Here is a 23399-nt window from a genome sequence, read left to right as displayed (position 1 = left end):
CACCCACCCCTGAGGAGTTACCCGGATGAGCACTGTCACCACCCCCGATGGCGTCGAGATCTTCTACAAGGACTGGGGCCCGAAGGAGGCCCAGCCGATCGTCTTCCACCATGGCTGGCCGCTGTCCAACGATGACTGGGACACGCAGATGCTGTTCTTCCTGGCCAAGGGCTTCCGCGTGATCGCCCATGACCGCCGCGGCCACGGCCGTTCGGCGCAGGTGAGCGAAGGCCACGACGTGGACCACTACGCCGCCGATGCCGCGGTGGTCATGCAGCACCTGGACCTGCGCAACGCGGTGCATATCGGCCATTCCACCGGCGGTGGCGAAGTGGCGCGCTACGTGGCCCGCTACGGCCAGCCGCAGGGCCGCGTGGCCAAGGCCGTGCTGGTCAGCGCAGTGCCGCCGATCATGCTGCGCACCGCGGCCTACCCCAAGGGCCTGCCGATCGATGTGTTCGACGGCCTGCGTGCAGCACTGGCGGCCAACCGTTCGCAGTTCTTCCTGGACCTGCCCGGCGGCCCGTTCTACGGCTTCAACCGAGAAGGCGCACAGGTCGTTCCCGGTGCCATCCAGAACTGGTGGCGGCAGGGCATGGCCGGCAGCGCCAAGGCCCATTACGAAGGCATCAAGGCCTTCTCCGAAACCGACTTCACCGAAGATCTGAAGTCGATCACCATACCGACCCTGGTGCTGCATGGTGACGACGACCAGATCGTGCCGATCGATGCGGCCGCGCGTGAGTCGATCAAGCTCCTGGCCAACGGCACGCTGAAGGTCTACCCGGGGTATCCGCACGGCATGCTGACCACCCACGCCGACGTGATCAATCCGGACCTGCTGGCCTTCGTGCAAGGCTGAGGTCTGCCCGCGCGCGGGCACTGCAGCACGCCCGCGCGTTCTTCCGCCAGGAGCCGTGTCATGTCTTCCTCCCCCACTGCGGTCGGCGCCACGCGCGCCGCACCGTTGTTCGCCATGGCCGTGGCCGCCGGCCTGGGCGTGGCCAACATCTACTACAACCAGCCGATGCTGGCGGCCATGGCCCATGACTTGGGCGATGCGCGGGTCAGCAGCTGGATACCTGCGCTGACCCAGCTCGGCTACGCCGCCGGCCTGCTCCTGCTGCTGCCGCTGGGCGACCGCCACGAACGGCGGCGGCTGATCGTGCTGCAGTTCCTGGCGGTGGCGGTGGCTCTGGTGGTGTCGGCACTGGCGCCAGGGCTGGCCACCTTGGCGATCGGCGCGATCCTGCTGGGGGCGGCCGCCACCGTCGCCCAGCAGATCGTGCCGTTCACTGCGCTGCTGGTGGCGCCGGAGCGACGCGGTGCGGCCATCGGCACGGTGATGAGCGGCCTGCTGGCCGGCATCCTGCTCAGCCGTACGCTGGCCGGGCTGGTGTCGAGCGCCAGCAGTTGGCGCGCCATGTTCTGGCTGGGCGTGCCGCTGGCGCTGGGCGCGGCGCTGCTGATGGCGCGTTCACTGCCACGGCATGCACCGCCGGGCCACCCGCCCGGTTACGGCGCCCTGCTGGGGTCGTTGCGCACGCTGTGGCGCGACCATCCGCTGTTGCGCCGGGCCACCTGGGCGCAGGCGCTGCTGTTCGCTTCGTTCTCGGTGTTCTGGACCACGCTGTCACTGCACCTGGCCGCGCCGCCGCTGCAGCTGGGTGCTGCCACGGCCGGGCTGTTCGGCATCATCGGCGTGGTGGGCGTAGCGATCGCACCGATGGCCGGGCGCTTGGCCGACCGCCGTGGGCCGGCACCGGTGGTGCGGTTGGGTGTGCTGGCCACGCTGGTATCGTGGCTGCTGCTGGGCCTGTGGCCAGGCCTGGCCGGCCTGGTGCTGGGCGTGGTGGTGCTCGACTTCGGCGTGCAGGTGGCGCTGGTCAGCCACCAGCACCAGGTGTACGGCCTGCACCCGGAGTTCAAGAGCCGGCTCAACACCGTCTTCATGACGGGCATGTTCCTGGGCGGGGCGTTCGGCTCGTGGGCCGGCGCGCTGGCCTGGCATCACTTCGGCTGGACCGGCGTGGCGGTGTTCGGCGGGGCCTTGCCGCTGGCCGCGCTGGCGGTTCTGCAGTGGCGGCCGACGGTGCAGCTGGCGCGCCACTGACAGGCAAAAAAAAACCCTTCCGCCCGGACCGGGCGGAAGGGTTGATGGCGCCAGCGCGGATTACTTGCGCTTGGCAGCCTTGCGCACGGCCTTCTTGGCCGGCGCCTTCTTGGCGACAAACTTCTTGGCCGGTGCCTTCTTGGCAGCGACCTTCTTGGCCGCGACCTTCTTCAGCGGTGCAGCCTTCTTGGCCACGGTCTTGCGGGTGGCGGCGACCTTCTTGCCGACAACCTTCTTGGCGGCCGCAGTCTTCTTGGTGGCGACCTTCCTGGTGGCGGCAACCTTCTTGCCGACGGCCTTCTTGGCCACGGCGGTCTTCTTGGTGGCGACCTTCTTGCCGGCCGCAACCTTCTTGCCGACAACCTTCTTCGCAGCCACAGCCTTCTTGCCGGCAACCTTCTTGGCAGCAACGGTCTTCTTGGCCACAGCCTTCTTGGCGGTCGCAACCTTCTTGCCGACAACCTTCTTGGCAGCGGCGGTCTTCTTGGCGACGGTCTTCTTGGTCACGGCAGCCTTCTTGGTGGCGGCCTTCTTCACGGTGGCGACCTTCTTGCCGGCAGCCTTGGTGGCAGCCTTGGTGGTCTTCTTGGCAGCGGCGGCCTTCTTGGTCACGGCCTTGCCGGCAGCCGCCTTCTTCTTGGCCACTTCCTTCTTCAGGGCAGCGGCTTCGGCCTTGGCATTCTTCTTGGCGGTTTCCAGCTTCTTCTTCGCCTTGGCAACGGTCTTGCCAACCGACTTGGCAGCCTTCTCGGCCTTCTTGGCAACGGTCTTTTCGACCTTGGCCACGGCCTTCTTGGCCTTGGCAACGCGGGTACCGGCAGCCTTGGTGGCGCGCTTGACGGTCTTCTTGACCGACTTCACGGCGTCTTCGGCGGCGTGGGCGATGGTCTCGCCGACGTTGGTGGCGGTTTCTTTCACGTTCTCGACGGCGTCGGTCACGACCGACACACCATTACCGTTGCTCATGTTGCCCTCCTGGGGGCCTGGATTATCAAAACGGGGCGATGCTATACCGACAATCGCCATCGTGGAACGGGTCACGCTTCTGCAATCGCATCCTGTGCGACGGTACTAAGGTAAGCGAACCCGGTCGTTGCCCAGTGCAGGATCCGGCAAACCCCTTTTTTTCAGCGGTGCGCGAACATTGCGGGCACGCAGCTGCATGCACTGGAACGTGCGCTGGCCGCGCGTTGCGGCAAGTGCGGCCAAGCGGCATCGTGCTGCCCATATGCGCGGAACTGCGCAAGTATCGCGCTGTGTCCAACTGTCGCCTGCTGCCTGCATGCGTACCGGCGCGGGTCGCGTGGACGACGCCGACGCCCTGGTTTTTTCATGGGCCATTTATCCGGATCGCGACACACTCATTCAGCTTGTTCTACCGTATAGGCCTACGGCCCCCCCACCCACGCCAACAATTTGACTGCCATGCGACCGCTACCCACCCTGCTCACGCTCGCCATTGCCGCAGCCTTCGGCGGCTTCGTTGCCACCGGCCTCAACGCGCACCTGGACAACCGTGCCGATGCAGCACCGTTGCCGGCCGCACTGCCCACCACCGCGGCGTTGCCGGCATCGGTGGCCGGGCAGGCGGTGCCCTCGCTGGCGCCGATGCTGGAGAAGGCCATGCCTGCGGTGGTCAGCGTCAACACCAAGCAGGTGGTGCGCGTACGCAACCCCTTCTTCAACGACCCGTTCTTCCGCCGCCTGTTCCCGGATATTCCGCAGGAACGCATCAACGAATCGCTGGGCTCGGGCGTGATCATCGATGCCAGCGAGGGGCTGGTGCTGACCAACCACCACGTGATCGACAACGCCGACGACGTGCAGGTCACCCTGGCCGACGGGCGCACGGTGAAGGCCGAATTCATCGGCTCGGACCGCGACACCGATATCGCCCTGATCCGCATTCCGGCGCAGAACCTGACCGACATCAAGCTGGCCGACAGCAACCAGCTGCGCGTGGGTGACTTCGTGGTGGCCATCGGCAACCCGTTCGGTTTCAGCCAGACGGTCACTTCGGGCATCGTCTCGGCGGTCGGCCGCAGCGGCATCCGCGGGCTGGGCTACCAGAACTTCATCCAGACCGATGCGTCCATCAACCCCGGCAATTCCGGTGGCGCGCTGGTCAACCTGCAGGGCCAGCTGGTGGGCATCAACACCGCCAGCTACAACCCGCAGGGCAGCATGGCCGGCAACATCGGCCTGGGCCTGGCCATTCCATCCAACCTGGCCCGCAGCGTGGTGGACCAGCTGGTGAAGCATGGCGTGGTGGTGCGCGGCACGCTGGGCATCGAAAGCCAGAACCTGAGTGCGCAGATCGCCCAGGGCCTGGGTCTGGGCGAAACGCGCGGCGCGCTGGTCACCCGCGTGCTGGCCGGTTCGGCCGGCGCCAGCGCCGGGCTGAAGCCGGGCGACGTGGTGGTGTCGGCCAATGGCCAGCGGGTGGACAGTGCCGAAGCGCTGCACAACGTGGAAGGCCTGGCCGCGGTGGGCAGCGTGCTGACCCTGGATGTGCGCCGCGAAGGCAAGCCGCTGCAGATCAAGGCCACGCTGAAAGAGCAGGCGCGTGCGGTGACCGGTGACAGCCTGGACCCGCGCCTGGGCGGGGCCACCTTCGTCGATCTGCCCGAATCGCTGCGCCAGTCCGGCGTGGGCGGCGTGCTGGTCAGCGAGGTCAAGCGCGGCAGCCGCGCGGCCAGCAACGGCCTGCAGCAGGGCGACATCATCGCCGAGGCCACGGTGGGTGAATTCGCCGATCTGGCCAGCTGGCGCGCCAATTTCCAGCAGCGCCCGCCCACCCTGGTGCTGCGCATCCTGCGCAACAATGGCCAGCAGCAGGGCCAGTTGGTGATGCGCTGATCGCCCCGCCGTAACACCCCCTATACCCGGCCGATGCTATTGCTACCCGTCCCATCGGCCGAACATCCGTTCGTCCCCCCATCGCAACAGGAGTGATTCGATGAGCCCCACCAATACCGAGAACCTGAAGGAACACCTGGGTGAAGCCGGTTCCCACCTGAAGCAGGCCGCCAGCGCTGCCGGCGGTGCGATCAAGGGTGCAACCGGCGCCGCCGGTGACGAACTGCGCATCGGCAAGGCCAACGTCAAGGCCGAACTGTCCGACAGCGCACTGTCCGGCTTGGCCGCTGCCGAGTTCGGCGGTGCCGCCGCCAAGGAACAGGTCGATGCGCTGATGGACAAGGGCAAGGATCTGGTGGACAGCGCCGCCGAGCTGATCCGTGAACGTCCGCTGGCCTCGTTCGGCGTTGCCTTCGCCGCCGGCTGGCTGATTGCCAAGCTGGCCAGCAGCAACAACAAGTAAGCCGCGGCGTGAGCGAAGACACCTCGCAGGCTCCCGATCCGGCGGCGACCCCGCCGCTGGACGAGAGCATCCGCCAGGTCGGCGCGGCCGGCAAAGCCGCCGCCGATTCGGCCAAGCACTCGCTGCGTTCGCTGCGGCGGCTGGCCTCGGCCGACTTCGCCCTGGCCCGCAGTGCGTTCGGCCGTGCGCTGGCGTGGGCCGGGGTCGGCATCGTGTTCGGTGCCTCGGCCTGGCTGCTGATGGCGGCCACCCTCATCGCCCTGCTGCAGAGCTGGGGCCTGAGCTGGCTGCAGGCGCTGCTGATCACCTCCCTGCTCAGCCTGGCCGTTACCGGCTACGCGATCTGGCGGGTGTCCTACTTCTTCCACCACACCGGCATGCATGCCACCCGGCGTCAGTTGTCACGCCTGGGCCTGTTCGACGAGCCCAGCGAGGATGACCCGGACGCCGATGTGCAGATTCCGGAGGGCAAGCCATGAAATTCGGCGCACTGCAGCGGCGGGTGAAGCGCTGCGAACAGGTGGTGGCCGTGCGCATGGCCGAAACCCAGGACAACTGGGGCGTGCTCAGCCAGGTCTGGCGCCGCGGCTGGTCGCCGCTGCGCATCGTGGTGGTCGGCCTGGCCGGCGGCTTCGTGGCCGGCAAGCTGGAAGTGCCTGGAAAGGTGAATGGCGCGCGCTGGCTGCAGATGATCGGCTCGGTATCCAACCTGATGGCCAGTGGCCAGGCCGCGTTCGCCGCGGCGATGGCGGCCCATGCCGCCGATACCGCCGACGATGCCGCCGAGACCGCGGATGCCGCCGCCGACACCGCTGCGGATACGGCCGCCGGGCAGGCCACGCCGCCACCGGCTTCTGCGCCTGCCGCCCCGCATACGGCCGACGAGCTGCGCGTACCGCAGCCGGCCGAGGCCGCTACCGATGTCTCTGAACGTTGACACCGTGAACCCGCCGCGTTGATCGCGGCGGGACGATAATGCGCTTCCCTTCCCGGTCGGTGCGCCGATGAGCGAGCCCCTGTTGTCCCCCTCTTCGCCCGCGCCCGACGCGCCGCTGCCGCCGCCGTCACGCCCGCGCGGGCCGATGTCGCTGGTGATCCTGGCCACCCTGGCCGTGGCGTACACGCTGTGGGCGGCGCAGGACATCTTCCTGCCCATCCTGCTGGCCATGTTCTTCGCCCTGGTGGGCAACCCGATCCTGCGCCTGCTGCAGAAACTGTGGATTCCGCGCGCACTGGGCGCGCTGTTGATCCTGGGCGCCGGGCTGGGGGTGACCACCGCGCTGGCAGTGCAGCTGGTGGGCCCGGCCATGGACTGGGCGCAGGAAGCGCCGCAGCAGCTGCGCAAGGTGGCACGCCAGGTGCAGGACCTGACCAAGCCGGTGCAGCAGGCCAACCAGGCCGCGGAAAACTTCGCCCGCGTGGCCGGCGGCGAAAGCAGCCGCCGCGTGCAGGTCATCCGCACCCAGCTGGACGATCCCTACCGCATGCTGACCCGCGCCCCGCGCCTGGCCGCCTCGGTACTGGCGGTGGTGCTGCTCACCCTGTTCTTCATGATCTACGGGCAGAGCCTGCAGCGCGCGGCCATCGCCTTGTTCCCCAACCGCCAGCAGCAACGCTTCACCAGTGACATCCTGCGTTCGATCGAACGCGAGGTATCGCGCTACGTGTTGACCATCACCGTCATCAACACTCTGGTCGGCCTGCTGTTTGCCGGCGTGCTGATGCTGCTGGGCATCGGCCTGCAGGAAGCGCTGCTGTGGGGCACGGTGGCGGCGCTGCTGAATTTCGCGCCCTACGTGGGCCCGCTGATCGGCGTGGCGCTGATGCTGCTGATGGGCTTTGTGGAATTCCGCGATCCGCTGCAGGCGCTGCTGCCGGCCGCCGCCTACCTGGCGCTGCATACCCTGGAAGGGCAGCTGGTGACACCGATCGTGCTGGGCCGGCGCATGAAGCTGTCGCCGCTGGTGCTGATCCTGGCGCTGATGGTGTTCGGCTGGGCCTGGGGCATGATCGGCCTGCTGCTGGCGGTGCCGCTGCTGGTCTGCATCAAGCTGGTGCTGGCACGGCTGGAAGGCATGCAGGGCTGGGCGCGGCTGCTGGAATGAAAGCCCAGCCGCGCGGGCGTAGAATGGCGGGGTGAACTTCCCTGTCCTTGCCATCACCCTCGACCTCGACGACACGCTGTGGCCGTTTGCTCCCATCGGCGCCCGCATCGACCAGGTCCTGTACGACTGGATGCGTGAACACAGCCCCGCCACCGCCGCGATGTATCCGGTGGCGGCCATGCGCGAACTGCGCGAGCGCGCGTTCCGCGACAACCCACAGCTGCATTTCGACCTGAGCGCGCTGCGTCGGCTGACTCTGCAGGAGGCGCTGCAGAACAGTGGCGCCAGCCTGGACCTGCTGGAGCCGGCCTACGAGGCGTTCTACGCCGCGCGCAACCAGGTGGAGTGCTATCCGGATGCGCTGGATGCACTGGCCCGCATTGCCGCGCGCGTACCGGTGGCCGCACTCAGCAACGGCAACGCCGATCTTGAGCGCATCGGCCTGGCCCATCATTTCGCTTTCCAGCTGGGCGCCCGCGAACACGGCGCGGCCAAGCCGGAACCGAGCATCTTCCATGCCGCCTGCGAACGCCTGGGCGCGGCCCCGGCGCAGGTGCTGCACGTGGGCGACCACATTGAAATGGACGTGGCCGGCGCGATCGCCGCAGGCCTGCGCGGTTGCTGGATCAACCGCGAAGCGGCCACCTGGAATCATCCGCAGCTGCAGCCTGACCTGCAGTTCGACACCCTTACCGGCCTGGCCGATTGGCTGGATGCCAACCTCGACGCCGCCGCACCCCGGAGTAGCTGACGCATGAGCGAGATCACTGGTTTCACCGCTTCCACCGCCACCGCCCTGCCGCTGTACGTGCTCGACCGCAGCCAGTTCGAGGCGTGGAAGGCGACCCAGCCGGCGGCCACCCAGGCCTGGCTGGGCGCACAGGGCTTCAACGCCGCCGCGCACAGCGTGGCCCTGCTGCCGGGCAGCGATGGCCTGGCCGGTGCGGTGATCGGCGTGGGCGACCGTGCCGATGCCTACAGCTATGCCCATGCCCCGCACGCCCTGCCCGAAGGCAGCGTGTGGCAGCTGGCCAGCGAACTGAGCGCCGACGAACAGGCCCTGCTGCAACTGGGCTGGGGCCTGGGCAGCTACCGCTTCGACCGCTACCGCAAGCGCAACCGCGCACCGGCACAGCTGGTGGCCGCGCCGCAGGGTGAAGTGGCCGACCTGATCGCCGCCAGCCTGCGCGTGCGCGACTGGGTGAACACCCCCACCGAAGACATGGGCCCGCAGCAGCTGGAAGATGCAGCGCGCGCGTTGGCCGACGCCCACGGTGCGCAGGTAGAAGCGATCACCGGCGATGCGCTGCTGCAGCAGAACTTCCCGGCCATCCACGCCGTCGGCCGTGCCTCGCACCGCGCGCCGCGCCTGGTGGTGCTGCGCTGGGGCAAGGAAAGTGATCCGGCGCTGGTGGTGGTCGGCAAGGGCGTGTGCTTCGACACTGGCGGCCTGGACATCAAGCCCGCCGATGGCATGCGCAACATGAAGAAGGACATGGGCGGCGCCGCCCACGCCCTGGCCCTGGCCGGGCTGGTGATGGCGCAGCAGCTGCCGGTGCGGCTGACCCTGCTGGTGCCGGCGGTGGAAAACGCGATCGGCCCCGATGCGTTCCGCCCCGGCGAAGTCATCGCCACCCGCAAGGGCCTGAGCGTAGAGATCGACAACACCGACGCCGAAGGCCGGGTGATCCTGTGCGATGCACTCACCTTCGCCAGCGAACAGCAGCCGGACCTGGTGCTGGATTTCGCCACCCTGACCGGGGCGGCGCGCATCGCGCTGGGCCCGGACCTACCGGCGCTGTTCAGCAACGACGACAGCGTGGCCCAGCAGTGGCTGCAGGCCGGCGATGCCACCCGTGACCCGGTGTGGCGCATGCCGCTGTGGCGCCCGTACCTGCGCTATCTGTCCAGCGGCGTGGCCGACCTGGCCAACGCCGGTTCGCGCATGGCCGGTTCGGTCACCGCCGCGCTGTACCTGGAACGCTTCCTGGCCGAGGGCCAGCGCTGGGCGCACCTGGACGTGTACGCCTGGAACGACGGCGAACGCCCGGGCCGCCCGGCCGGTGGCGAAGCGCTGGCGCTGCGTTCGGCCTGGGCCATGCTGAAGGCGCGCTACGGCTGAGCCACGCAGGCACACGCACGGGGACGGCTGCGGTCTGCGGTCTGCGGTCTGCGGTCTGCGGTCGGCGGTCGGCGGTCGGCGGTCGGCGGTCGGCGGTCGGCGGTCGGCGGTAGAGTCGACTGTTAGTCGACTGCTCTTCAACGGGCCGTGGAAAATCCCGCGCTGCGCGCGATAGTCGACTGACAGTCGACTCTACCGGTCGGCGTTCCAGGTCGAGGTTCCCGCCGACGGTTCGCGGTCGGCGTTCCCGGTCGAGGTTCCCGCCGAGATTCCCGGTCGGCGGCATTGGCGGGCCTGGCAAATCTGACGAAAAATTGAATACCGGGCCTGGAAGGGTTCTGCGAGGATGTGCAGGTCGACCACCCACACGTCCAGTGAAGGCAGGAACCCGACCATGCCCTTGTTCCGCTTTACCCGCGCCGGCCAGGGGCCGCGCTCGCCCCGCCCGCACACGCCCCTGCCCTGGATCGCCCTGATCGCGCTGATACTGGGCGGCGTTGCGCTCGTGTTCGCCTGGCTGGCCGGCTGGATCGGCGACCGCCTTACCGCGCAGCGCTTCACCGACACCATCGAAGCCACCGGCCCGGCCCATCCCGGCTTCCGCCGTGCGCACAGCAAGGGCATCTGCGTGAGCGGCTGGTTCGAACCCAGCGCACAGGCCCGCACCCTGTCCAGCGCACGGGTGTTCTCGCAGCCGCGCGTGCCGGTGATGGGGCGCCTGTCGATCGGCGGTGGCGATCCCTATGGCGCCGACAACACCGCGCGGGTGCGCAGCCTGGCCGTGCAGATGGTGAGCGATGACGGCCAGGAATGGCGGATGGCGATGAACAGCTTCCCGTTCTTCGCCGTACCCACCGCCGAGGCCTTCTTCGAACAGACCCGCGCCGGCATTCCCGACCCGGCTACCGGCAAGCCCGACCCGGCGAAGATGGCCGCCGTGCTGGCGAAATACCCCAGCGCGCAGGCGTTCCAGCAGTGGGCCAAGACCGCGCCGTGGACCAGCAGCTGGGCCGACACCACCTACAACAGCGTGAACAGCTTCTGGTTCACCAACGCCCAGGGCCAGAAGCGCGCGGTGCGCTGGCGCTGGCAGCCGCAGGCGCCGGTGGTGGTCATGGATGCCGAAGCCCGCAAGCAGGCCAGCGTCGATTTCCTCAGCCAGGAACTGCGCCAGCGCCTGGCCAACGGCCCGGTGCGCTGGAACCTGGTGGTCAGCACCGCCGCCGCCGGCGATGCCATCGACGACCCGTCGGTGCCGTGGCCCGAATCCCGCGAACAGGTGGTGGCCGGCGTGCTCAGCCTGGACCGCATGCAATCGCAGGAAGAAGGCGCCTGCGGACAGATCAACTTCGATCCGCTGATCCTGCCCAGCGGCGTGCGTGGCAGCGATGATCCGATCCTGGCCGCACGTTCGGCGGTGTACTCGCAGTCCTTCAACCGCCGCGAACGCGAACGCGCCGCCGGCAACGTCGAACAACCGAAGGAGGCCGCACGATGAACACCGGCAACGGCCACTTCAACCTGCTGGCGCGGGTGCTGCACTGGACCATGGCAGTGATGATCGTGGCCATGCTGTTCATCGGCGTGACCATGGTCGCTTCGTTGCACCTGCGGCCAATGCTGATCGACCTGCACCGGCCGCTGGGCGTGGCGATCTTCGTGCTGGTGCTGCTGCGCCTGTACAACCGCCTGCGCCACCGGCCACCACCGCTGCCGGCCGATCTGCCGGCGTGGCAGGTGCTGGCCGCCACGGCGTCGCACTGGCTGCTGTACGGGCTGATGCTGGCGATGCCGCTGATCGGCTGGGCGATGCTGTCGGCCGGTGGTTACCCGATCACCCTGTGGGGCGGCGTGCACCTGCCGGCCCTGGTGCCGCACAGCCCGGCGCTGTATGCCGCCCTGCGCAATGCGCACAGTCTGCTGGCCTACGTGCTGTTCGCCACGGTGCTGATGCACGTGGGCGCAGCACTGTTCCACCTGTGGGTGCGTCGCGACGGCGTGTTCCAGGCCATGGCCCGCGGCAAGGATTGAAGGGGTAGCGCCGGGCCATGCCCGGCGGATCGTTTCCGCGCCTGCACACGAACAGCAGCCGAGCATGGCTCGGCTCTACAGAAAGCGCGCGCGCGCGTAGAAACCGGCCGCCGGGCATGGCCCGGCGCTAGCGGCGCCCTACAGCCAGCCTTTCTGCCGCGCCAGCCGGTACGCTTCGATGCGGTTGGCCACGCCCAGCTTGCCGATGCATTCGGACAGGTAGTTGCGCACCGTGCCGTGCGACAGGCCCAGCTGCTCAGCAATCTCGCTGGCGCTGCGGCCTTCGCCGGCCAGGCGCAGCACGCGGCGCTCGCGGTCGGTCAGCGGGTCGGCCTGCGACCAGGCGTCCAGCGCCAGTTGCGGGTCGATTGCACGAACGCCCTGCTGCACCTTGCGCAGGGCCTCGGCCAGGTTCTCCGCCGGCGCGTCCTTCAACAGATAGCCCAGCACGCCCGCCTCCAGCGCGCGGCGCAGGAATCCGGCACGGGCGAAGGTGGTCACGATCACCACCTTGATCGGCAGCTCCTGCCGCGCGATGCGCTGGGCCAGTTCCAGGCCGGTCAGGCCCGGCATCTCGATGTCGGTCACCAGGATGTCCGGCTGCAGCTGCTGCAGCATCCGCCACGCGGTTTCACCATCGGCCGCACTGCCCAGCACCTCGATATCCGGTTCCAGGCCCAACAGTGCCGACAACGCACCGCGCACCATGGCCTGGTCTTCGGCCAGCAGGATGCGGATCATGCCGCGCCCTCCTGCGGCAGCGACGCCGACGCCGACGCCGGGGCCACCGCCACCGTGGCCGCCGCCAGCGGCACGCGCACGGTCAGCACGGTGCCCTCGCCACGCGGCGACTGCACGGCCAGCGCACCGGCCAGCGCGGCCACCCGTTCGCGCATGCCGCACAAGCCATTGCCTTCGGCCTGCACCCCGCCGCGGCCGTCATCGCGTATCTGCATCACCAGTTGTCGTCCTTCCAGCATGAAGTCCACCTGCGCCTGCGTGGCCTGCGCATGGCGCACGATATTGGTGGCCGCTTCGCGCAGCACCAGCGCCAGGCCGCGTTCCACCTCCACCGGCATCGGCGGCGGCGCGCTGTACTGCAGGTGCACCTGCTGGCATTCCAGCAGCAAGCGCGCCGAGGCCAGCTCACCGGCCAGGTCACTGGCGCGGATACCGGTCACCGCACTGCGCACCTGCGCCAGCGCTTCGCGGGCAATCGCCTCGGCCTCGCCGATTTCCTGCCGCGCACGTTCGTCCTGGCGGTCGTACAGCTTGCGCGCCAGTTCCAGCTTCAGCGTGATCAGCGAAAGGGTATGGCCCAGCAGATCGTGCAGGTCGCGGCCGATGCGCTCGCGCTCGGCAGTGGTAGCCAGCCGCCGTACTTCGTCCTGGGAAAGCTGCAAGGCCACGTCACGCTGGTGGCTGAGCGATTCCACGTTCACCACCAGGCCGACGATGAAAGAGACCGCCGGCATCCACACCAGCGCCTGCCACGGGTAGCCGAAGTACAGTGCCACCGCGCCGAACAGCAGGTTCAGGCCGGTCAGCTGCAGCAGGTACACCCACCAGCCGCCACGCCCGCTCATGCGCAGCAGCACGCAGCCGAACACGAAGTAGCTCAGGCCCGAGGGATACCAGGGCAGCAGCACCAGTGCCATGGCGATCATGGCCAGCGCGTAGCGCCAGGCATGGTGGCGCGGCGCCAGCATCACCCGTGCGTACAGCAGCAGGAACAGCGGATAGCTGGCCAGGGTGATGAACAGCCAGCGCAGGGTGAAGCCATTGCCCAGCACCGGGGTCAGGAAGATCCAGACCGACCACAGCAGGTGGATGGCGCCGCTCCACGGCGACTTGCCACGCCGCAGCAGATCGGCCACCGATGAATCCGGCGCAGGGCGCAGCAGCGACGCAAGCCAGTTCGATGGCACGGGGGAATCCAGGCGGGGATGATCGCTGTCGATCATGCCAGTTCAGCCGATCCGACGCAGGCGGCGGCGTGCCAGCAGCAGGGCCGCAGCGGCCACCAGCAGCAGCGCCAGCAGATGGCCCAGCGCGCTGCCGGCGGCGGGCTGCCCCACTGCCGGCAACGCCAGCTGCGCCAAGTGCCAGGTCGGCCACAGTGGCGCCACGGTGGAAAACACCTTTGGCAAAGCGGCCAACGGCAGCCACAGGCCGGACAGCAGGGCCAGCGGCAGGTACACCAGGTTCACCACCGCCGGCGCCGCGCTGGCCCCCACGTGGCTGCCGATCAGCAGACCGATGGCCCCCAGCGGCACCGCGGCCAGCGCCGCTACCGCCAGCAGCTGCAGGATCTGCAGTGGCTGCAGCCGCACGCCAACGAAGGCATGCGCCACGGCAACCAGCAGCGCGGCAATCAGCGTGGCAAACAGCACCGCCATCGCCAGCCGCGCCAGCAACGGCGCCGCCGGTGGCAAGGGCAGCGCGCGCTTGAGGGTCAGCAGGCAGCCTTCGCGGTCCAGCGCCAGCTGCACGCCAAAGCCGAACAGGGCGGGCGCCATCGCACCGAACACGCAGTAGGTTGCCAGCAGGTACAGCGGCGCGTGGCCGCGCCCCAGCAGCACGCCAAACAGCAGGTAGAACAGCACCGGGAACAACAGCGACGGCAGCACGAAGGCCGGCGTTCGCCAGGCGCGGCGCAGCTCGGCCAGCGTTTCGGCGGCATAGGGGCGCAGCGCGGCACGGCAACGGCCGGCGCGGCTGGATTCACGGTGGACGAGGGTGTTCATGCAGCCTCCCGGGTCAGATCAAGGAACGCGTCGGCCAGGGCGGCGCCCTGCACTTCCAGTTCCTGCAGTTGCGCATCGGCGGCCAGCAGGCGTGCCACCACCGGTTCGGCCGGGCTGGCCAGCACCTGCAGATGCGCGCCGTCGCGCTGCACCTGCTGCACGCCCGCCCAGTGCTGCACGTCCTCGACAGCCAGCGCGCTGCGGCAGCGGATGCGGCGCGGCCGGTCGGCCAGGCGCAGCGCGGCCAAGGGTGCGTCGGCCAGTACCCGGCCGCCTTCCAGCACCACCACGCGCTGCGCCAGCGCCTCGGCCTCTTCCAGATAGTGTGTCGTAAGCAGCACGCCGCAGCCTTCCGCCACCAACTGCCGCACCGCCTGCCACATGCCCTGCCGGGCCTGGATATCCAGGCCGGTGGTGGGTTCATCCAGGAACAGCACGCGCGGCCGGCCGCAGATGGCAATGGCGAACTGCGCGCGGCGCTGCTGGCCGCCGGACAACTGGCCATAGCGGCGCCGTGCCACGTCCTGCAGGCCAGCGCGCTGCAGCACTTCGGGCAACGGCCATGGGTCGGGGTAGCAGGCACGGGCCTCCTGCACCAGTTCGTCCACGCGCAGCATCGGCGGCAGGTTGGTGCTCTGCAGCATCACCCCCAGGCCAAGGCGGCTGGCGCGCTGCTGCGGATCACCGCCCAGCAGCTGCACCTGGCCGGCGTCGGCGCGGCGCAGGCCCAACAGCACGCTGATCGCGGTACTCTTGCCGGCACCGTTGCGGCCCAGCAGCGCCAGCACCTGGCCAGCGCGCACCTGCAGGTCGATACCGTGCAGCGCGGTGTGGTTGCCGTAGTGCACCTGCACCTGCTGCAGGCGGGCCAGCGGCGGGGGAATCGGATCCATGGGCAGTGCCGGTAGCGGGGACGTTGCCATCCTGTGCCGCCGTGGTCACATCCGGCAGTTGCCGCCGTCAGGAACTTCCAATGACAGCTGTCACTGCCCCTGCCGCCGTGCCTGCCGTCATGCTGTGCCGCACGCTCCACCGCCGGAACCGCCGCTGTCCGCGCCTCCGGTCACACCCGCCCGAACGCCTGTGATGGAACGCAATGAACGCTTCTGCCGAATTGTTGAAAGAACTCCGTATCGACCGCGGCGCGCCGCCCCCCCCGCGCGGTAGCGGCGGTTCGCGCCGCTGGCTGTGGATCGTGCTGGCGCTGCTGGTGCTGCTGCTCGGGGGCGCGGCCTTCCTGTTGTTCGGCCGCGAACCGGCGGTGGAAGTAAGCACCGCCCCGGCCGTGGCCATCCAGCAGGGCAATGCCAGCAGTTCGGTGCTTGATGCCAGCGGCTACGTGGTGGCCCGGCGCATGGCCACGGTGTCGGCCAAGATCACCGGCAAGGTGCGCGAGGTCATGATCGAAGAAGGCATGCGGGTGGAGGCCGGGCAGATCATGGCCACCCTGGACCCGATCGATGCCGATGCACAGCGCAGCCTGTCGGCATCGCAGGTGCAGGCGGCACGTGCGCAGGTGGCCGGGCTTGAGGCCCAGCAGCGCCAGGCCGCCGCCGAAGCCAGCCGCCTGCAGGCGCTGGTGGGCCAGCAGCTGGTCTCGCGTTCGCAGTACGACCAGGCCGTGGCCCAGCGTGACAGCCTGCGCGCGCAGCTGGAAACGGCCCAGCGCAACGTCAAGGTCGCCAGCGACCAGTTGGCCATTGCCGATCTGGGCGTGGACAACAACATCGTGCGCGCGCCGTTTTCCGGCGTGGTGACCGCGAAGGCGGCGCAGCCGGGCGAAATCGTCTCGCCGCTGTCGGCGGGCGGCGGCTTCACCCGCACCGGCATCGGCACCATCGTCGACATGGATTCGCTGGAAATCGAAGTGGAAGTGGGCGAGGCCTTCATCGGCCGCGTGCAGCCGAAGATGCCGGTGGAAGCCACGCTCAATGCCTACCCGGAATGGAAGATTCCGGGTGAGGTGATCGCCATCATTCCCACCGCCGACCGCGGCAAGGCCACGGTGAAGGTGCGGGTGGCACTGAAGGTGAAGGACCCGCGCATCGTGCCGGAGATGGGCGTGCGGGTCAGCTTCCTGGAACAGGCGCAGCCGCAGGCCACCGCCAGCACGGCGCAGGGCGTGCGCGTGCCGGACAACGCCGTGGTGCAGCGCGACGGCGCGTCGGTGGCGTTCGTGCTGGGCGATGACAACCGCGTGCAGCAGCGCAGCGTGCAGGCCGGCCAGGCCATGGGCAAGGACCGCCAGTTGCTGAAGGGCGTGAGCGCCGGTGAAGCAGTGGTGCTGAGCCCGCCCGACGCGCTGCACGACGGCAGCAAGGTGCAGCAGAAACAAGCGCAGTAACGGCCTGGCGCCCGCGTGGCGCCGCCGGCAACACCGCTCGACGCCTGCCCTCCGGCCTGCAGCCGGCGCGCATTCCCGTTTCCCGCCTCTGTGGAGAATCCCCGATGTCGACCCTGGTTTCACTGCGCAACATCACCAAGACCTACCAACGCGGCCCGGAAAAGGTGCAGGTGCTGCACGGCATCGACCTGGACATCGCCCGCGGTGACTTCGTCGCCCTGATGGGCCCGTCCGGTTCGGGCAAGACCACCCTGCTGAACCTTATCGGCGGGCTGGACAACCCCAGCGGCGGCGAGATCAGCATCGAGGGCGAACGCATCGACCAGATGAGCGGCGGCCAGCTGTCCACCTGGCGCAGCCACCACGTCGGCTTCGTGTTCCAGTTCTACAACCTGATGCCGATGCTGACCGCGCAGAAGAACGTGGAACTGCCGCTGCTGCTGACCCACCTCAGCGCGGCCCAGCGCAAGCGCAACGCCGAAATCGCGCTGACCCTGGTCGGCCTGGCCGACCGCCGCAGCCACCGCCCCAACGAACTGTCCGGTGGCCAGCAGCAGCGCGTGGCGATCGCTCGCGCCATCGTTTCCGACCCCACCTTCCTGATCTGCGACGAACCCACCGGCGATCTGGACCGGCAGTCGGCCGAGGAGATCCTGGGCCTGCTGCAGCAGCTCAACCGCGAACACGGCAAGACCATCATCATGGTCACCCATGACCCGAAGGCTGCCGAGTACGCCACCCACACGGTGCACCTGGACAAGGGCGAGCTGGCCGACGCCCCGCTGGCCCACTGACGGAGGCTGCGGCGATGAAATACTTCTCCCTGGTGTGGGCACAGCTGTTCCGCAGCCGTACCCGCACCCTGCTGACCCTGCTGTCGGTGGTGGCCGCGTTCCTGCTGTTCGGCATGCTCGATTCGGTGCGCGTGGCCTTCAATTCCGGCGGCAGCGTGGAAGGTGCCAACCGCCTGATCGTCGCCTCGCGCCTGTCCATCACCCAGTCGCTGCCGATCCGCCTGGAAACCCAGGTGCGGCAGGTGGCCGGCGTGCGCGACGTGGCCTATGGCATGTGGTTCGGCGGCATCTACCAGGACCCGAAGAACTTCTTCCCCAACTTCTCGGTGTCGCCCAACTACTTCGATGTGTACCGCGAACTGCAGATCGACCCGGCGCAGCTGGAAGACTGGAAGCAGACGCGCACCGGCGCCATCGTCGGCGAAACGCTGGCCAATCAATTCGGCTGGAAGATCGGCGACACCATTCCGCTGCAGGCCACCATCTTCCCGCGCGGCGGCAGCAACGACTGGCCGCTGCAACTGAAGGGCATCTACCGTTCCAAGGACCGCGCACAGGCCGGCAACGAAGAACGCCAGTTGATGATGAACTGGAAGTACTTCGACGAATCCAACGACTACATCAAGAACCAGGTGAGCTGGTACACGGTCACCCTGGACAACCCGGACCACGCCTCGCGTGTGGCCCAGGCCATCGATGCGATCTCGGCCAACTCCGACCACGAGACCAAGACCCAGACCGAATCGGCGTTCCAGCAAGCCTTCGTCAAGCAGTTTGCTGACATCGGCATGATCGTGACCTCGATCATGGGCGCGGTGTTCTTCACCCTGCTGCTGCTGACCGGCAACACCATGGCCCAGGCCGTGCGCGAACGCGTGCCGGAACTGGCCACGCTGAAGACCCTCGGCTTCAAGGACAGCACCGTGCTGGCGCTGGTGATGGTGGAATCGGTGCTGCTGATCGGCCTGGGCGGCCTGATCGGCATGGGCCTGGCCGCGCTGATCCTGCCAGCCATCGGCCCGAAGAGCATGGGCATGCTGCCGCCGCACGTCCCCACGCCCACCTGGCTGGTGGGGCTGGGCCTGATCGTGGTGATCGGCATCATCGTCGGCCTGCTGCCGGCGTTGCGCGCCAAGCGCCTGAAGATCGTCGACGCACTGGCCGGCCGCTGAGGAGGACACCCCATGAACAAGCTCAAGAAGTGGTTCGGCAACGCCTGCACCGTGTTGCTGCTGGCGGTGGGCCTGGTGCTGTGGATCGGCCTGCCCTGGTTTGGCGTGCTTGCCGTGGCGCTGCTGCTGGCGCTGTGGCTGCTGCTGACCCGCGGTGGGCGGCTGGCACTGGCCGCCACCCGCATCGGCGTGGCCAGCCTGCCGCAGCGCTGGGGCGCGTCCTCGGTGATCGTGGTCGGCATTGCCGGCGTGGTCGGCGTGCTGGTGGCCATGCTGGCCATGGGCGAAGGCTTCCAGGCCATGCTCAGCAACACCGGCGATGACACCACCGCCATCGTGCTGCGCGGCGGTTCGCAGGCAGAAACCAACTCGGTCATCACCCGCGAGCAGGTGCCCACTCTGTCCACCCTGCCCGGCGTGGCGCGCGATGGCGAAGGCCGGCCGCTGCTGTCGCCGGAACTGTCGCAGGTGGTGAACCTGGTCTCGCGCGCCGACGGCACCGACGTCAACGCACAGTTCCGCGGCGTTGGCCCGCAGGCCTGGGCCGTGCATGACAAGGTGAAGATCGTGCAGGGCCGCAAGTTCAGTGCAGGCCTGCGCGAGATCGTGGTCGGCCAGGGTGCGCAGGGCCAGTTCCGCGATATGGAGTTGGGCAAGACCCTCACCCTGGGCAACCAGACCTGGACCGTGGTGGGTGTGTTTGCCACCGGCGATGCGCACGATTCGGAACTGTGGACCGACGCCGACACGCTGGCCACCACCTACCAGCGCAGTGCCTGGCAGTCGATCAGCGTGCGTACCGAAGGCAAGCCCGGCTTCGAGCAGTTCAAGGCCGCCGTTGCCGCCGATCCGCGCCTGAAGCTGGACGTGGAAACCACCCGTGCGTACTACAGCAAGCAGGGCGGTGGCCTGACCAAGCTGATCGACATCCTTGGCAAGGTGATCGGCACCATCATGGCGGTGGGCGCGGTGTTCGGCGCGCTCAACACCATGTATGCGGCGGTGGCCACCCGTGCGCGCGAGATCGCCACCATGCGCGCGATCGGCTTCCGCAGCCTGCCGGTGGTGACCGCGGTAATGCTAGAAACCATGCTGCTGGCGCTGCTGGGCGGCCTGCTGGGCTGCGCCGTAGCGTGGCTGCTGTTCAATGGCTACAGCGTGTCCACGATCGGCAGCAACTTCAGCGCGGTGGTGTTCAAGTTCCACGTGTCGCCGGAACTGCTGTGGACCGGGTTGAAGTGGGCGCTGGGCATCGGTCTGGTCGGCGGCTTGTTCCCGGCGCTGCGCGCGGCGCGGTTGCCGATCACCACGGCGCTGCGCGAGACCTGATCAACGCACGGGTGTAGGTAGTGATGGATGTGAGCGGGCGAAGCGAAGGCTTCGCCCGTTTTTTTTGCGCGCCATCCACGCATGGCGTGGATCCACCGGCCGTCATTGCGCGGGCGCCATGCAGTAGATCCACGCCATGCGTGCATGAACCACCGCACACCACGCGCATTACAGATCACTCAATACCTGCCGCTATCGATGCCTCTGCGCATGCAAAACAGCGCGCGCGTGATGCTGCGCACATCCAGCCTGTGGATTGTTGGTTGCGATTCATTTTCGCGCGCAGGTGACACGCCGGGACAAACAGTTACGAATGAAAACACTCTAGAATCGCGCCCCCCACGTTGGTTTGCAGCACCCTCCGCGCCCACAGAACGGGCGCATGTTTTTTTCTGAAACACGAGATTTCACGGATGTTCCTGAAGACCACCCCGCTGCGCAACGCGATCACCCTCGCGCTGGCCGCCAGCTGCACCACCCCCGCCTTCGCACAGGATGCAGGCGACAACACCACCAACCTCGACCGCATCGAGATCACCGGCTCGCGCATCCGCCAGGCCAGTGTCGAAACCGCCCAGCCGGTGGTTGCGCTGAACCGCGCCGAGATCGAGAAGAAGGGCTACGTCAACGTTGCCGACATCCTGCAGGACGTGACCGCTGCCGGTTCGCCGAGCATGAGCCGCGCCTCCTCGCTGACCTCCTCGCGCGACTTCGGCGGCATGTATGTCAGCCTGCGCAACCTGGGCCCAGAACGCAGCCTGGTGCTGATCGACGGCCGCCGCATGGGCGTCAGCGCCGGCGGTTATTCGGATCTGGCCTCCATTCCTTCGGCCATCGTCGAGCGCGTGGAAGTGCTGACCGACGGCGCTTCGGCGCTGTACGGCTCGGACGCCATCGCCGGTGTGGTCAACATCATCACCCGCAAGAACTTCGACGGTGGCGAAGCCAGCGTCTACGTCGGCCAGTACGGTGAAGGCGACGGCCAGAAGCGCTCCTACAGCGCTACCTTCGGCAAGACCTTCGACCGCGGCTGGTTCAGCGTGGGTGCCGAGCGCACCAAGGAAGACGAAGTGATGGGCGGCGCGCGCGAGTTCAGCCGCTACGTCAACGGCCCGCGCCACCCCAATGACGGTCTGAACGGCACCACGCCGTGGGGCAGCGTCACCGTGGGTGGCAAGGCACTGACCGTCGGCCCGGGCGGTGACCCGACCGATGCGGCGAACTTCCACACGCCGAATCCGGCCGATGGTGCCAACACCAAGACCAACATGAGCCTGCTGACCGGCCTGGAGCGCACCTCGGTGTTCGCCAACGGCGGCTTCTCGTTCACCGACAACCTGCGCCTGGTTGCCGATGCGATGTACAGCAAGCGCGAATCGACCAAGCACCTGGCCGGCTACCCGTACTCGGTCACCGCCGCGCAGTCGCGCAATGGCACCCGTGCCGCCCTGTCCAAGGACAGCGCGTTCAACCTGTGGGGCCAGGACGTGCTGTTCTCGCACCGCACCGAAGAGATGCTGCGCGGCACCGAAAACACCCTGGAAACCAAGCGCGGCAGCCTGGGCCTGGAAGGCAGCTTCGAAACCGGTTCGCGTTACTGGGACTGGAACGTCAGCTACACCTACAACCGCAATGAAGGCGAGCGCGTCGGCACCGGCAGCATGTACCAGCCGAACGTGAACCTGGCCGTGGGCCCGTCGTTCATCGAAAACGGCGTTGCCTACTGCGGCACCCGCGATGCGGTGATTGCCGGCTGCGTGCCGTGGAACCCGGCCGCGCCGATGGGCTACACTGGCCCGGGCTCGCTCAGCAACCAGGACGTGCAGGACTACCTGTTCGCCCGCTTCGTGGACAAGAGCCAGACCACCACCAAGGTGGCCAGCGCCAACATCTCCGGTTCGCTGTTCTCGCTGCCGGCCGGTGACATCATGGCCGCCATGGGCTTCGAGCACCGCACCGAAGAAGCGCGCTACACCCCGGACCTGATGGTGCAGAACGGCCAGATTGCCGGCACCAGCGGCCAGCCGACCCAGGGCGACTACTCGCTCAACGAGGTCTACCTGGAACTGCAGGTTCCGCTGCTGGCCGACATGGCCTTCGCCCGTGAACTGTCGCTGGACGTGGCCGGTCGCTATTCGGACTACAACAACTTCGGTTCCACCACCAACAGCAAGTTCGGCCTGAAGTGGAAGCCGATCGACAGCCTGCTGGTGCGCGCCACCTACGGCACCGGCTTCCGTGCGCCCACCGTTGACGACCTGTACGGCGGCACTGTCAGCAGCCGCGATTCGTTCACCGATCCGTGCGATACCTCCTTCGGCACCGCCGCCACCAGCGCCACCGTGGCTGCACGCTGCAAGGCCCTGAACGTGCCGGCCAACTTCCGCCAGCTCAACAGCGATGGCAGCGTGGCCAGCAAGCCGGGCCAGCAGGCCACCACCGATTTCAATTCGGGTTCCAACCCGAACCTGAAGCCGGAAACCGCCAAGACCTGGACCGTCGGCCTAGTCTACAGCCCCGACTTCGTGCAGGGCCTGGACCTGAGCCTGGACTGGTGGAAGATCCGCATCGACAACGCCATCGTTGGCGAGTCGGCCACCAACATCCTGGAACAGTGCTACGTGCAGGGTTCGGACGCTGCGTGCGGCCGCTTCACCCGCGGCAGCAACGGCCAGGTCAATGCGCTGGACCGTTCGCTGGTCAACGCCGGCTACCGCGAAACCGCCGGCTATGACATCAGCGCGCGCTACCGCCTGCCGGAAACCGCGTTCGGCAAGTTCGCCGTCACCTGGAACACCACCTACACCGACTACCTGGAGCAGCGTAACGACAACGCCGCGACCACTCCGGTGGAACAGCTGACCAGCTGGGGCGGCAACTTCCGCGTGCGTTCGACCTTCAACCTGGACTGGCAGTACGGCAACCTGGGCATCGGTTGGACCGCGCGCTACTACTCCAGCATGAAGGAGAAGTGCTCCTACATGGACGAGTGCAACATGCCGGGCTTCAGCTCGGCCTACACCGATGCCTCGCCGACCAACAAGGTGGGTTCGAACACCTTCCACGACCTGCAGGTGCGTTACGCCCTGCCGTGGGATGGCACCGTGTCGCTGGGCCTGAACAACGTGTTCGACCACCAGGGTCCGATCATGTACAGCCAGCCGAACAGCAGCTTCGTCTACTACGGCGGCTTCGACATCGGTCGTTTCATGTACATGAAGTACCAGCAGCGCTTCTAAGCACTGCACCCGCGTTCCCGTTCCGGCCAACTCTCTCCTGGCCGGAGATGGAAGCAGAACGGCGCCCCTCGGGGCGCCGTT

General features: G+C 68.1%; 21 protein-coding genes. 16 read left to right on the top strand and 5 right to left on the bottom strand.

Features of this window, described 5'->3' with window-relative positions; translation table 11 throughout:
• The first annotated feature begins 25 nt into the window (after nt 1–25).
• Both IAE58_RS09285 and IAE58_RS09280 read left to right on the top strand, forming a co-directional pair.
• Nucleotides 26–862: an alpha/beta hydrolase gene (locus IAE58_RS09285; RefSeq protein ID WP_199932743.1), complete on the top strand. Its 837-nt coding sequence runs from the start codon at nt 26–28 to the stop codon at nt 860–862.
• Between the two features lie 60 nt (nt 863–922).
• Nucleotides 923–2113, top strand: a complete 1191-nt coding sequence (locus IAE58_RS09280) for an MFS transporter (protein WP_233614658.1) — start codon at nt 923–925, stop codon at nt 2111–2113.
• 60 nt (nt 2114–2173) lie between these two features.
• On the opposite strand, the gene IAE58_RS09275 is transcribed toward IAE58_RS09280, so the two are convergent.
• Nucleotides 2174–3079, bottom strand: coding sequence for a histone (locus IAE58_RS09275; RefSeq protein WP_199932744.1), 906 nt, complete (start codon nt 3077–3079; stop codon nt 2174–2176).
• 459 nt (nt 3080–3538) lie between these two features.
• Between IAE58_RS09275 and IAE58_RS09270 the strand changes: the two genes are divergently transcribed.
• From IAE58_RS09270 to IAE58_RS09230, 9 genes are all read left to right on the top strand, one after another.
• Entirely contained in the window at nt 3539–4972 is a 1434-nt protein-coding gene (locus tag IAE58_RS09270) for a Do family serine endopeptidase (protein WP_199932745.1), read from the top strand.
• A gap of 100 nt (nt 4973–5072) precedes the next feature.
• A complete protein-coding gene (locus IAE58_RS09265) occupies nt 5073–5435 on the top strand; it encodes a hypothetical protein (RefSeq protein WP_108748190.1) in 363 nt (120 codons plus the stop codon).
• A gap of 8 nt (nt 5436–5443) precedes the next feature.
• The gene (locus IAE58_RS09260) at nt 5444–5914 is read left to right on the top strand and encodes a phage holin family protein (RefSeq protein ID WP_108770934.1); all 471 of its coding nucleotides are present in this window, start codon (nt 5444–5446) and stop codon (nt 5912–5914) included.
• Complete coding sequence (locus IAE58_RS09255; protein WP_199932746.1) at nt 5911–6372, top strand: protein sip-5; 462 nt, start codon at nt 5911–5913, stop codon at nt 6370–6372. The genes IAE58_RS09260 and IAE58_RS09255 overlap by 4 nt, the downstream gene beginning before the upstream one ends.
• Before the next feature lie 67 nt (nt 6373–6439).
• Nucleotides 6440–7540, top strand: coding sequence for an AI-2E family transporter (locus IAE58_RS09250; RefSeq protein ID WP_108751900.1), 1101 nt, complete (start codon nt 6440–6442; stop codon nt 7538–7540).
• A 31-nt stretch (nt 7541–7571) separates the two neighbouring features.
• Nucleotides 7572–8291 (top strand): HAD family hydrolase, encoded by a 720-nt coding sequence (locus IAE58_RS09245; RefSeq protein WP_199932747.1) that lies wholly within the window; start codon nt 7572–7574, stop codon nt 8289–8291.
• A 3-nt stretch (nt 8292–8294) separates the two neighbouring features.
• Nucleotides 8295–9662 carry a M17 family metallopeptidase gene (locus tag IAE58_RS09240; protein ID WP_199932748.1) on the top strand — a complete coding sequence of 456 codons (1368 nt, stop codon included), beginning with the start codon at nt 8295–8297 and terminating at the stop codon, nt 9660–9662.
• A 394-nt stretch (nt 9663–10056) separates the two neighbouring features.
• Nucleotides 10057–11160, top strand: a complete 1104-nt coding sequence (locus tag IAE58_RS09235) for a catalase family peroxidase (RefSeq protein ID WP_199932749.1) — start codon at nt 10057–10059, stop codon at nt 11158–11160.
• The gene (locus IAE58_RS09230) at nt 11157–11693 is read left to right on the top strand and encodes a cytochrome b (protein WP_108760987.1); all 537 of its coding nucleotides are present in this window, start codon (nt 11157–11159) and stop codon (nt 11691–11693) included. The genes IAE58_RS09235 and IAE58_RS09230 overlap by 4 nt, the downstream gene beginning before the upstream one ends.
• A 138-nt stretch (nt 11694–11831) precedes the next feature.
• On the opposite strand, the gene IAE58_RS09225 is transcribed toward IAE58_RS09230, so the two are convergent.
• The 4 genes from IAE58_RS09225 to IAE58_RS09210 are packed head-to-tail and all read right to left on the bottom strand — an operon-like array spanning nt 11832 to nt 15333.
• Nucleotides 11832–12434 carry a response regulator transcription factor gene (locus tag IAE58_RS09225; RefSeq protein ID WP_108748182.1) on the bottom strand — a complete coding sequence of 201 codons (603 nt, stop codon included), beginning with the start codon at nt 12432–12434 and terminating at the stop codon, nt 11832–11834.
• Nucleotides 12431–13657 (bottom strand): sensor histidine kinase, encoded by a 1227-nt coding sequence (locus tag IAE58_RS09220; RefSeq protein ID WP_199932750.1) that lies wholly within the window; start codon nt 13655–13657, stop codon nt 12431–12433. Before IAE58_RS09220 ends, IAE58_RS09225 begins: the two co-directional genes overlap by 4 nt.
• 6 nt (nt 13658–13663) lie before the next feature.
• Nucleotides 13664–14440 (bottom strand): ABC transporter permease, encoded by a 777-nt coding sequence (locus IAE58_RS09215; RefSeq protein WP_199932751.1) that lies wholly within the window; start codon nt 14438–14440, stop codon nt 13664–13666.
• Nucleotides 14437–15333, bottom strand: a complete 897-nt coding sequence (locus IAE58_RS09210) for an ABC transporter ATP-binding protein (RefSeq protein ID WP_199932752.1) — start codon at nt 15331–15333, stop codon at nt 14437–14439. The genes IAE58_RS09215 and IAE58_RS09210 overlap by 4 nt, the downstream gene beginning before the upstream one ends.
• A 203-nt stretch (nt 15334–15536) precedes the next feature.
• On the opposite strand from IAE58_RS09210, the gene IAE58_RS09205 reads away from it, so the two are divergent.
• From IAE58_RS09205 to IAE58_RS09185, 5 genes are all read left to right on the top strand, one after another.
• On the top strand, nt 15537–16784 hold the full coding sequence (locus IAE58_RS09205) for an efflux RND transporter periplasmic adaptor subunit (protein WP_199932753.1): 1248 nt from the start codon (nt 15537–15539) through the stop codon (nt 16782–16784).
• A 104-nt stretch (nt 16785–16888) separates the two neighbouring features.
• Complete coding sequence (locus tag IAE58_RS09200; protein WP_004153799.1) at nt 16889–17578, top strand: ABC transporter ATP-binding protein; 690 nt, start codon at nt 16889–16891, stop codon at nt 17576–17578.
• A gap of 14 nt (nt 17579–17592) precedes the next feature.
• Nucleotides 17593–18750, top strand: coding sequence for an ABC transporter permease (locus IAE58_RS09195; protein ID WP_199932754.1), 1158 nt, complete (start codon nt 17593–17595; stop codon nt 18748–18750).
• Nucleotides 18751–18762: 12 nt separating this feature from the next.
• Nucleotides 18763–20079, top strand: a complete 1317-nt coding sequence (locus IAE58_RS09190; protein WP_199932755.1) for an ABC transporter permease — start codon at nt 18763–18765, stop codon at nt 20077–20079.
• Between the two features lie 413 nt (nt 20080–20492).
• On the top strand, nt 20493–23318 hold the full coding sequence (locus IAE58_RS09185) for a TonB-dependent receptor (RefSeq protein ID WP_108755157.1): 2826 nt from the start codon (nt 20493–20495) through the stop codon (nt 23316–23318).
• Nucleotides 23319–23399 lie beyond the last annotated feature (81 nt).

The organism is Stenotrophomonas sp. S49 (assembly GCF_016624905.1).
Lineage (GTDB): Bacteria > Pseudomonadota > Gammaproteobacteria > Xanthomonadales > Xanthomonadaceae > Stenotrophomonas.
The sequence above is the reverse complement of the archived record's forward strand: the minus strand, read 5'-3'. Positions and strand labels throughout refer to the sequence as shown.

Coding starts and splice junctions, on each gene's coding strand:
- IAE58_RS09285 (WP_199932743.1), top strand. CDS start 26: ATGAGCACTGTCACCACCCCCGATGGCGTCGAGATCTTCTACAAGGAC.
- IAE58_RS09280 (WP_233614658.1), top strand. CDS start 923: ATGTCTTCCTCCCCCACTGCGGTCGGCGCCACGCGCGCCGCACCGTTG.
- IAE58_RS09275 (WP_199932744.1), bottom strand. CDS start 3,079: ATGAGCAACGGTAATGGTGTGTCGGTCGTGACCGACGCCGTCGAGAAC.
- IAE58_RS09270 (WP_199932745.1), top strand. CDS start 3,539: ATGCGACCGCTACCCACCCTGCTCACGCTCGCCATTGCCGCAGCCTTC.
- IAE58_RS09265 (WP_108748190.1), top strand. CDS start 5,073: ATGAGCCCCACCAATACCGAGAACCTGAAGGAACACCTGGGTGAAGCC.
- IAE58_RS09255 (WP_199932746.1), top strand. CDS start 5,911: ATGAAATTCGGCGCACTGCAGCGGCGGGTGAAGCGCTGCGAACAGGTG.
- IAE58_RS09250 (WP_108751900.1), top strand. CDS start 6,440: ATGAGCGAGCCCCTGTTGTCCCCCTCTTCGCCCGCGCCCGACGCGCCG.
- IAE58_RS09240 (WP_199932748.1), top strand. CDS start 8,295: ATGAGCGAGATCACTGGTTTCACCGCTTCCACCGCCACCGCCCTGCCG.
- IAE58_RS09235 (WP_199932749.1), top strand. CDS start 10,057: ATGCCCTTGTTCCGCTTTACCCGCGCCGGCCAGGGGCCGCGCTCGCCC.
- IAE58_RS09230 (WP_108760987.1), top strand. CDS start 11,157: ATGAACACCGGCAACGGCCACTTCAACCTGCTGGCGCGGGTGCTGCAC.
- IAE58_RS09225 (WP_108748182.1), bottom strand. CDS start 12,434: ATGATCCGCATCCTGCTGGCCGAAGACCAGGCCATGGTGCGCGGTGCG.
- IAE58_RS09220 (WP_199932750.1), bottom strand. CDS start 13,657: ATGATCGACAGCGATCATCCCCGCCTGGATTCCCCCGTGCCATCGAAC.
- IAE58_RS09215 (WP_199932751.1), bottom strand. CDS start 14,440: ATGAACACCCTCGTCCACCGTGAATCCAGCCGCGCCGGCCGTTGCCGT.
- IAE58_RS09210 (WP_199932752.1), bottom strand. CDS start 15,333: ATGGATCCGATTCCCCCGCCGCTGGCCCGCCTGCAGCAGGTGCAGGTG.
- IAE58_RS09205 (WP_199932753.1), top strand. CDS start 15,537: ATGAACGCTTCTGCCGAATTGTTGAAAGAACTCCGTATCGACCGCGGC.
- IAE58_RS09200 (WP_004153799.1), top strand. CDS start 16,889: ATGTCGACCCTGGTTTCACTGCGCAACATCACCAAGACCTACCAACGC.
- IAE58_RS09195 (WP_199932754.1), top strand. CDS start 17,593: ATGAAATACTTCTCCCTGGTGTGGGCACAGCTGTTCCGCAGCCGTACC.
- IAE58_RS09190 (WP_199932755.1), top strand. CDS start 18,763: ATGAACAAGCTCAAGAAGTGGTTCGGCAACGCCTGCACCGTGTTGCTG.
- IAE58_RS09185 (WP_108755157.1), top strand. CDS start 20,493: ATGTTCCTGAAGACCACCCCGCTGCGCAACGCGATCACCCTCGCGCTG.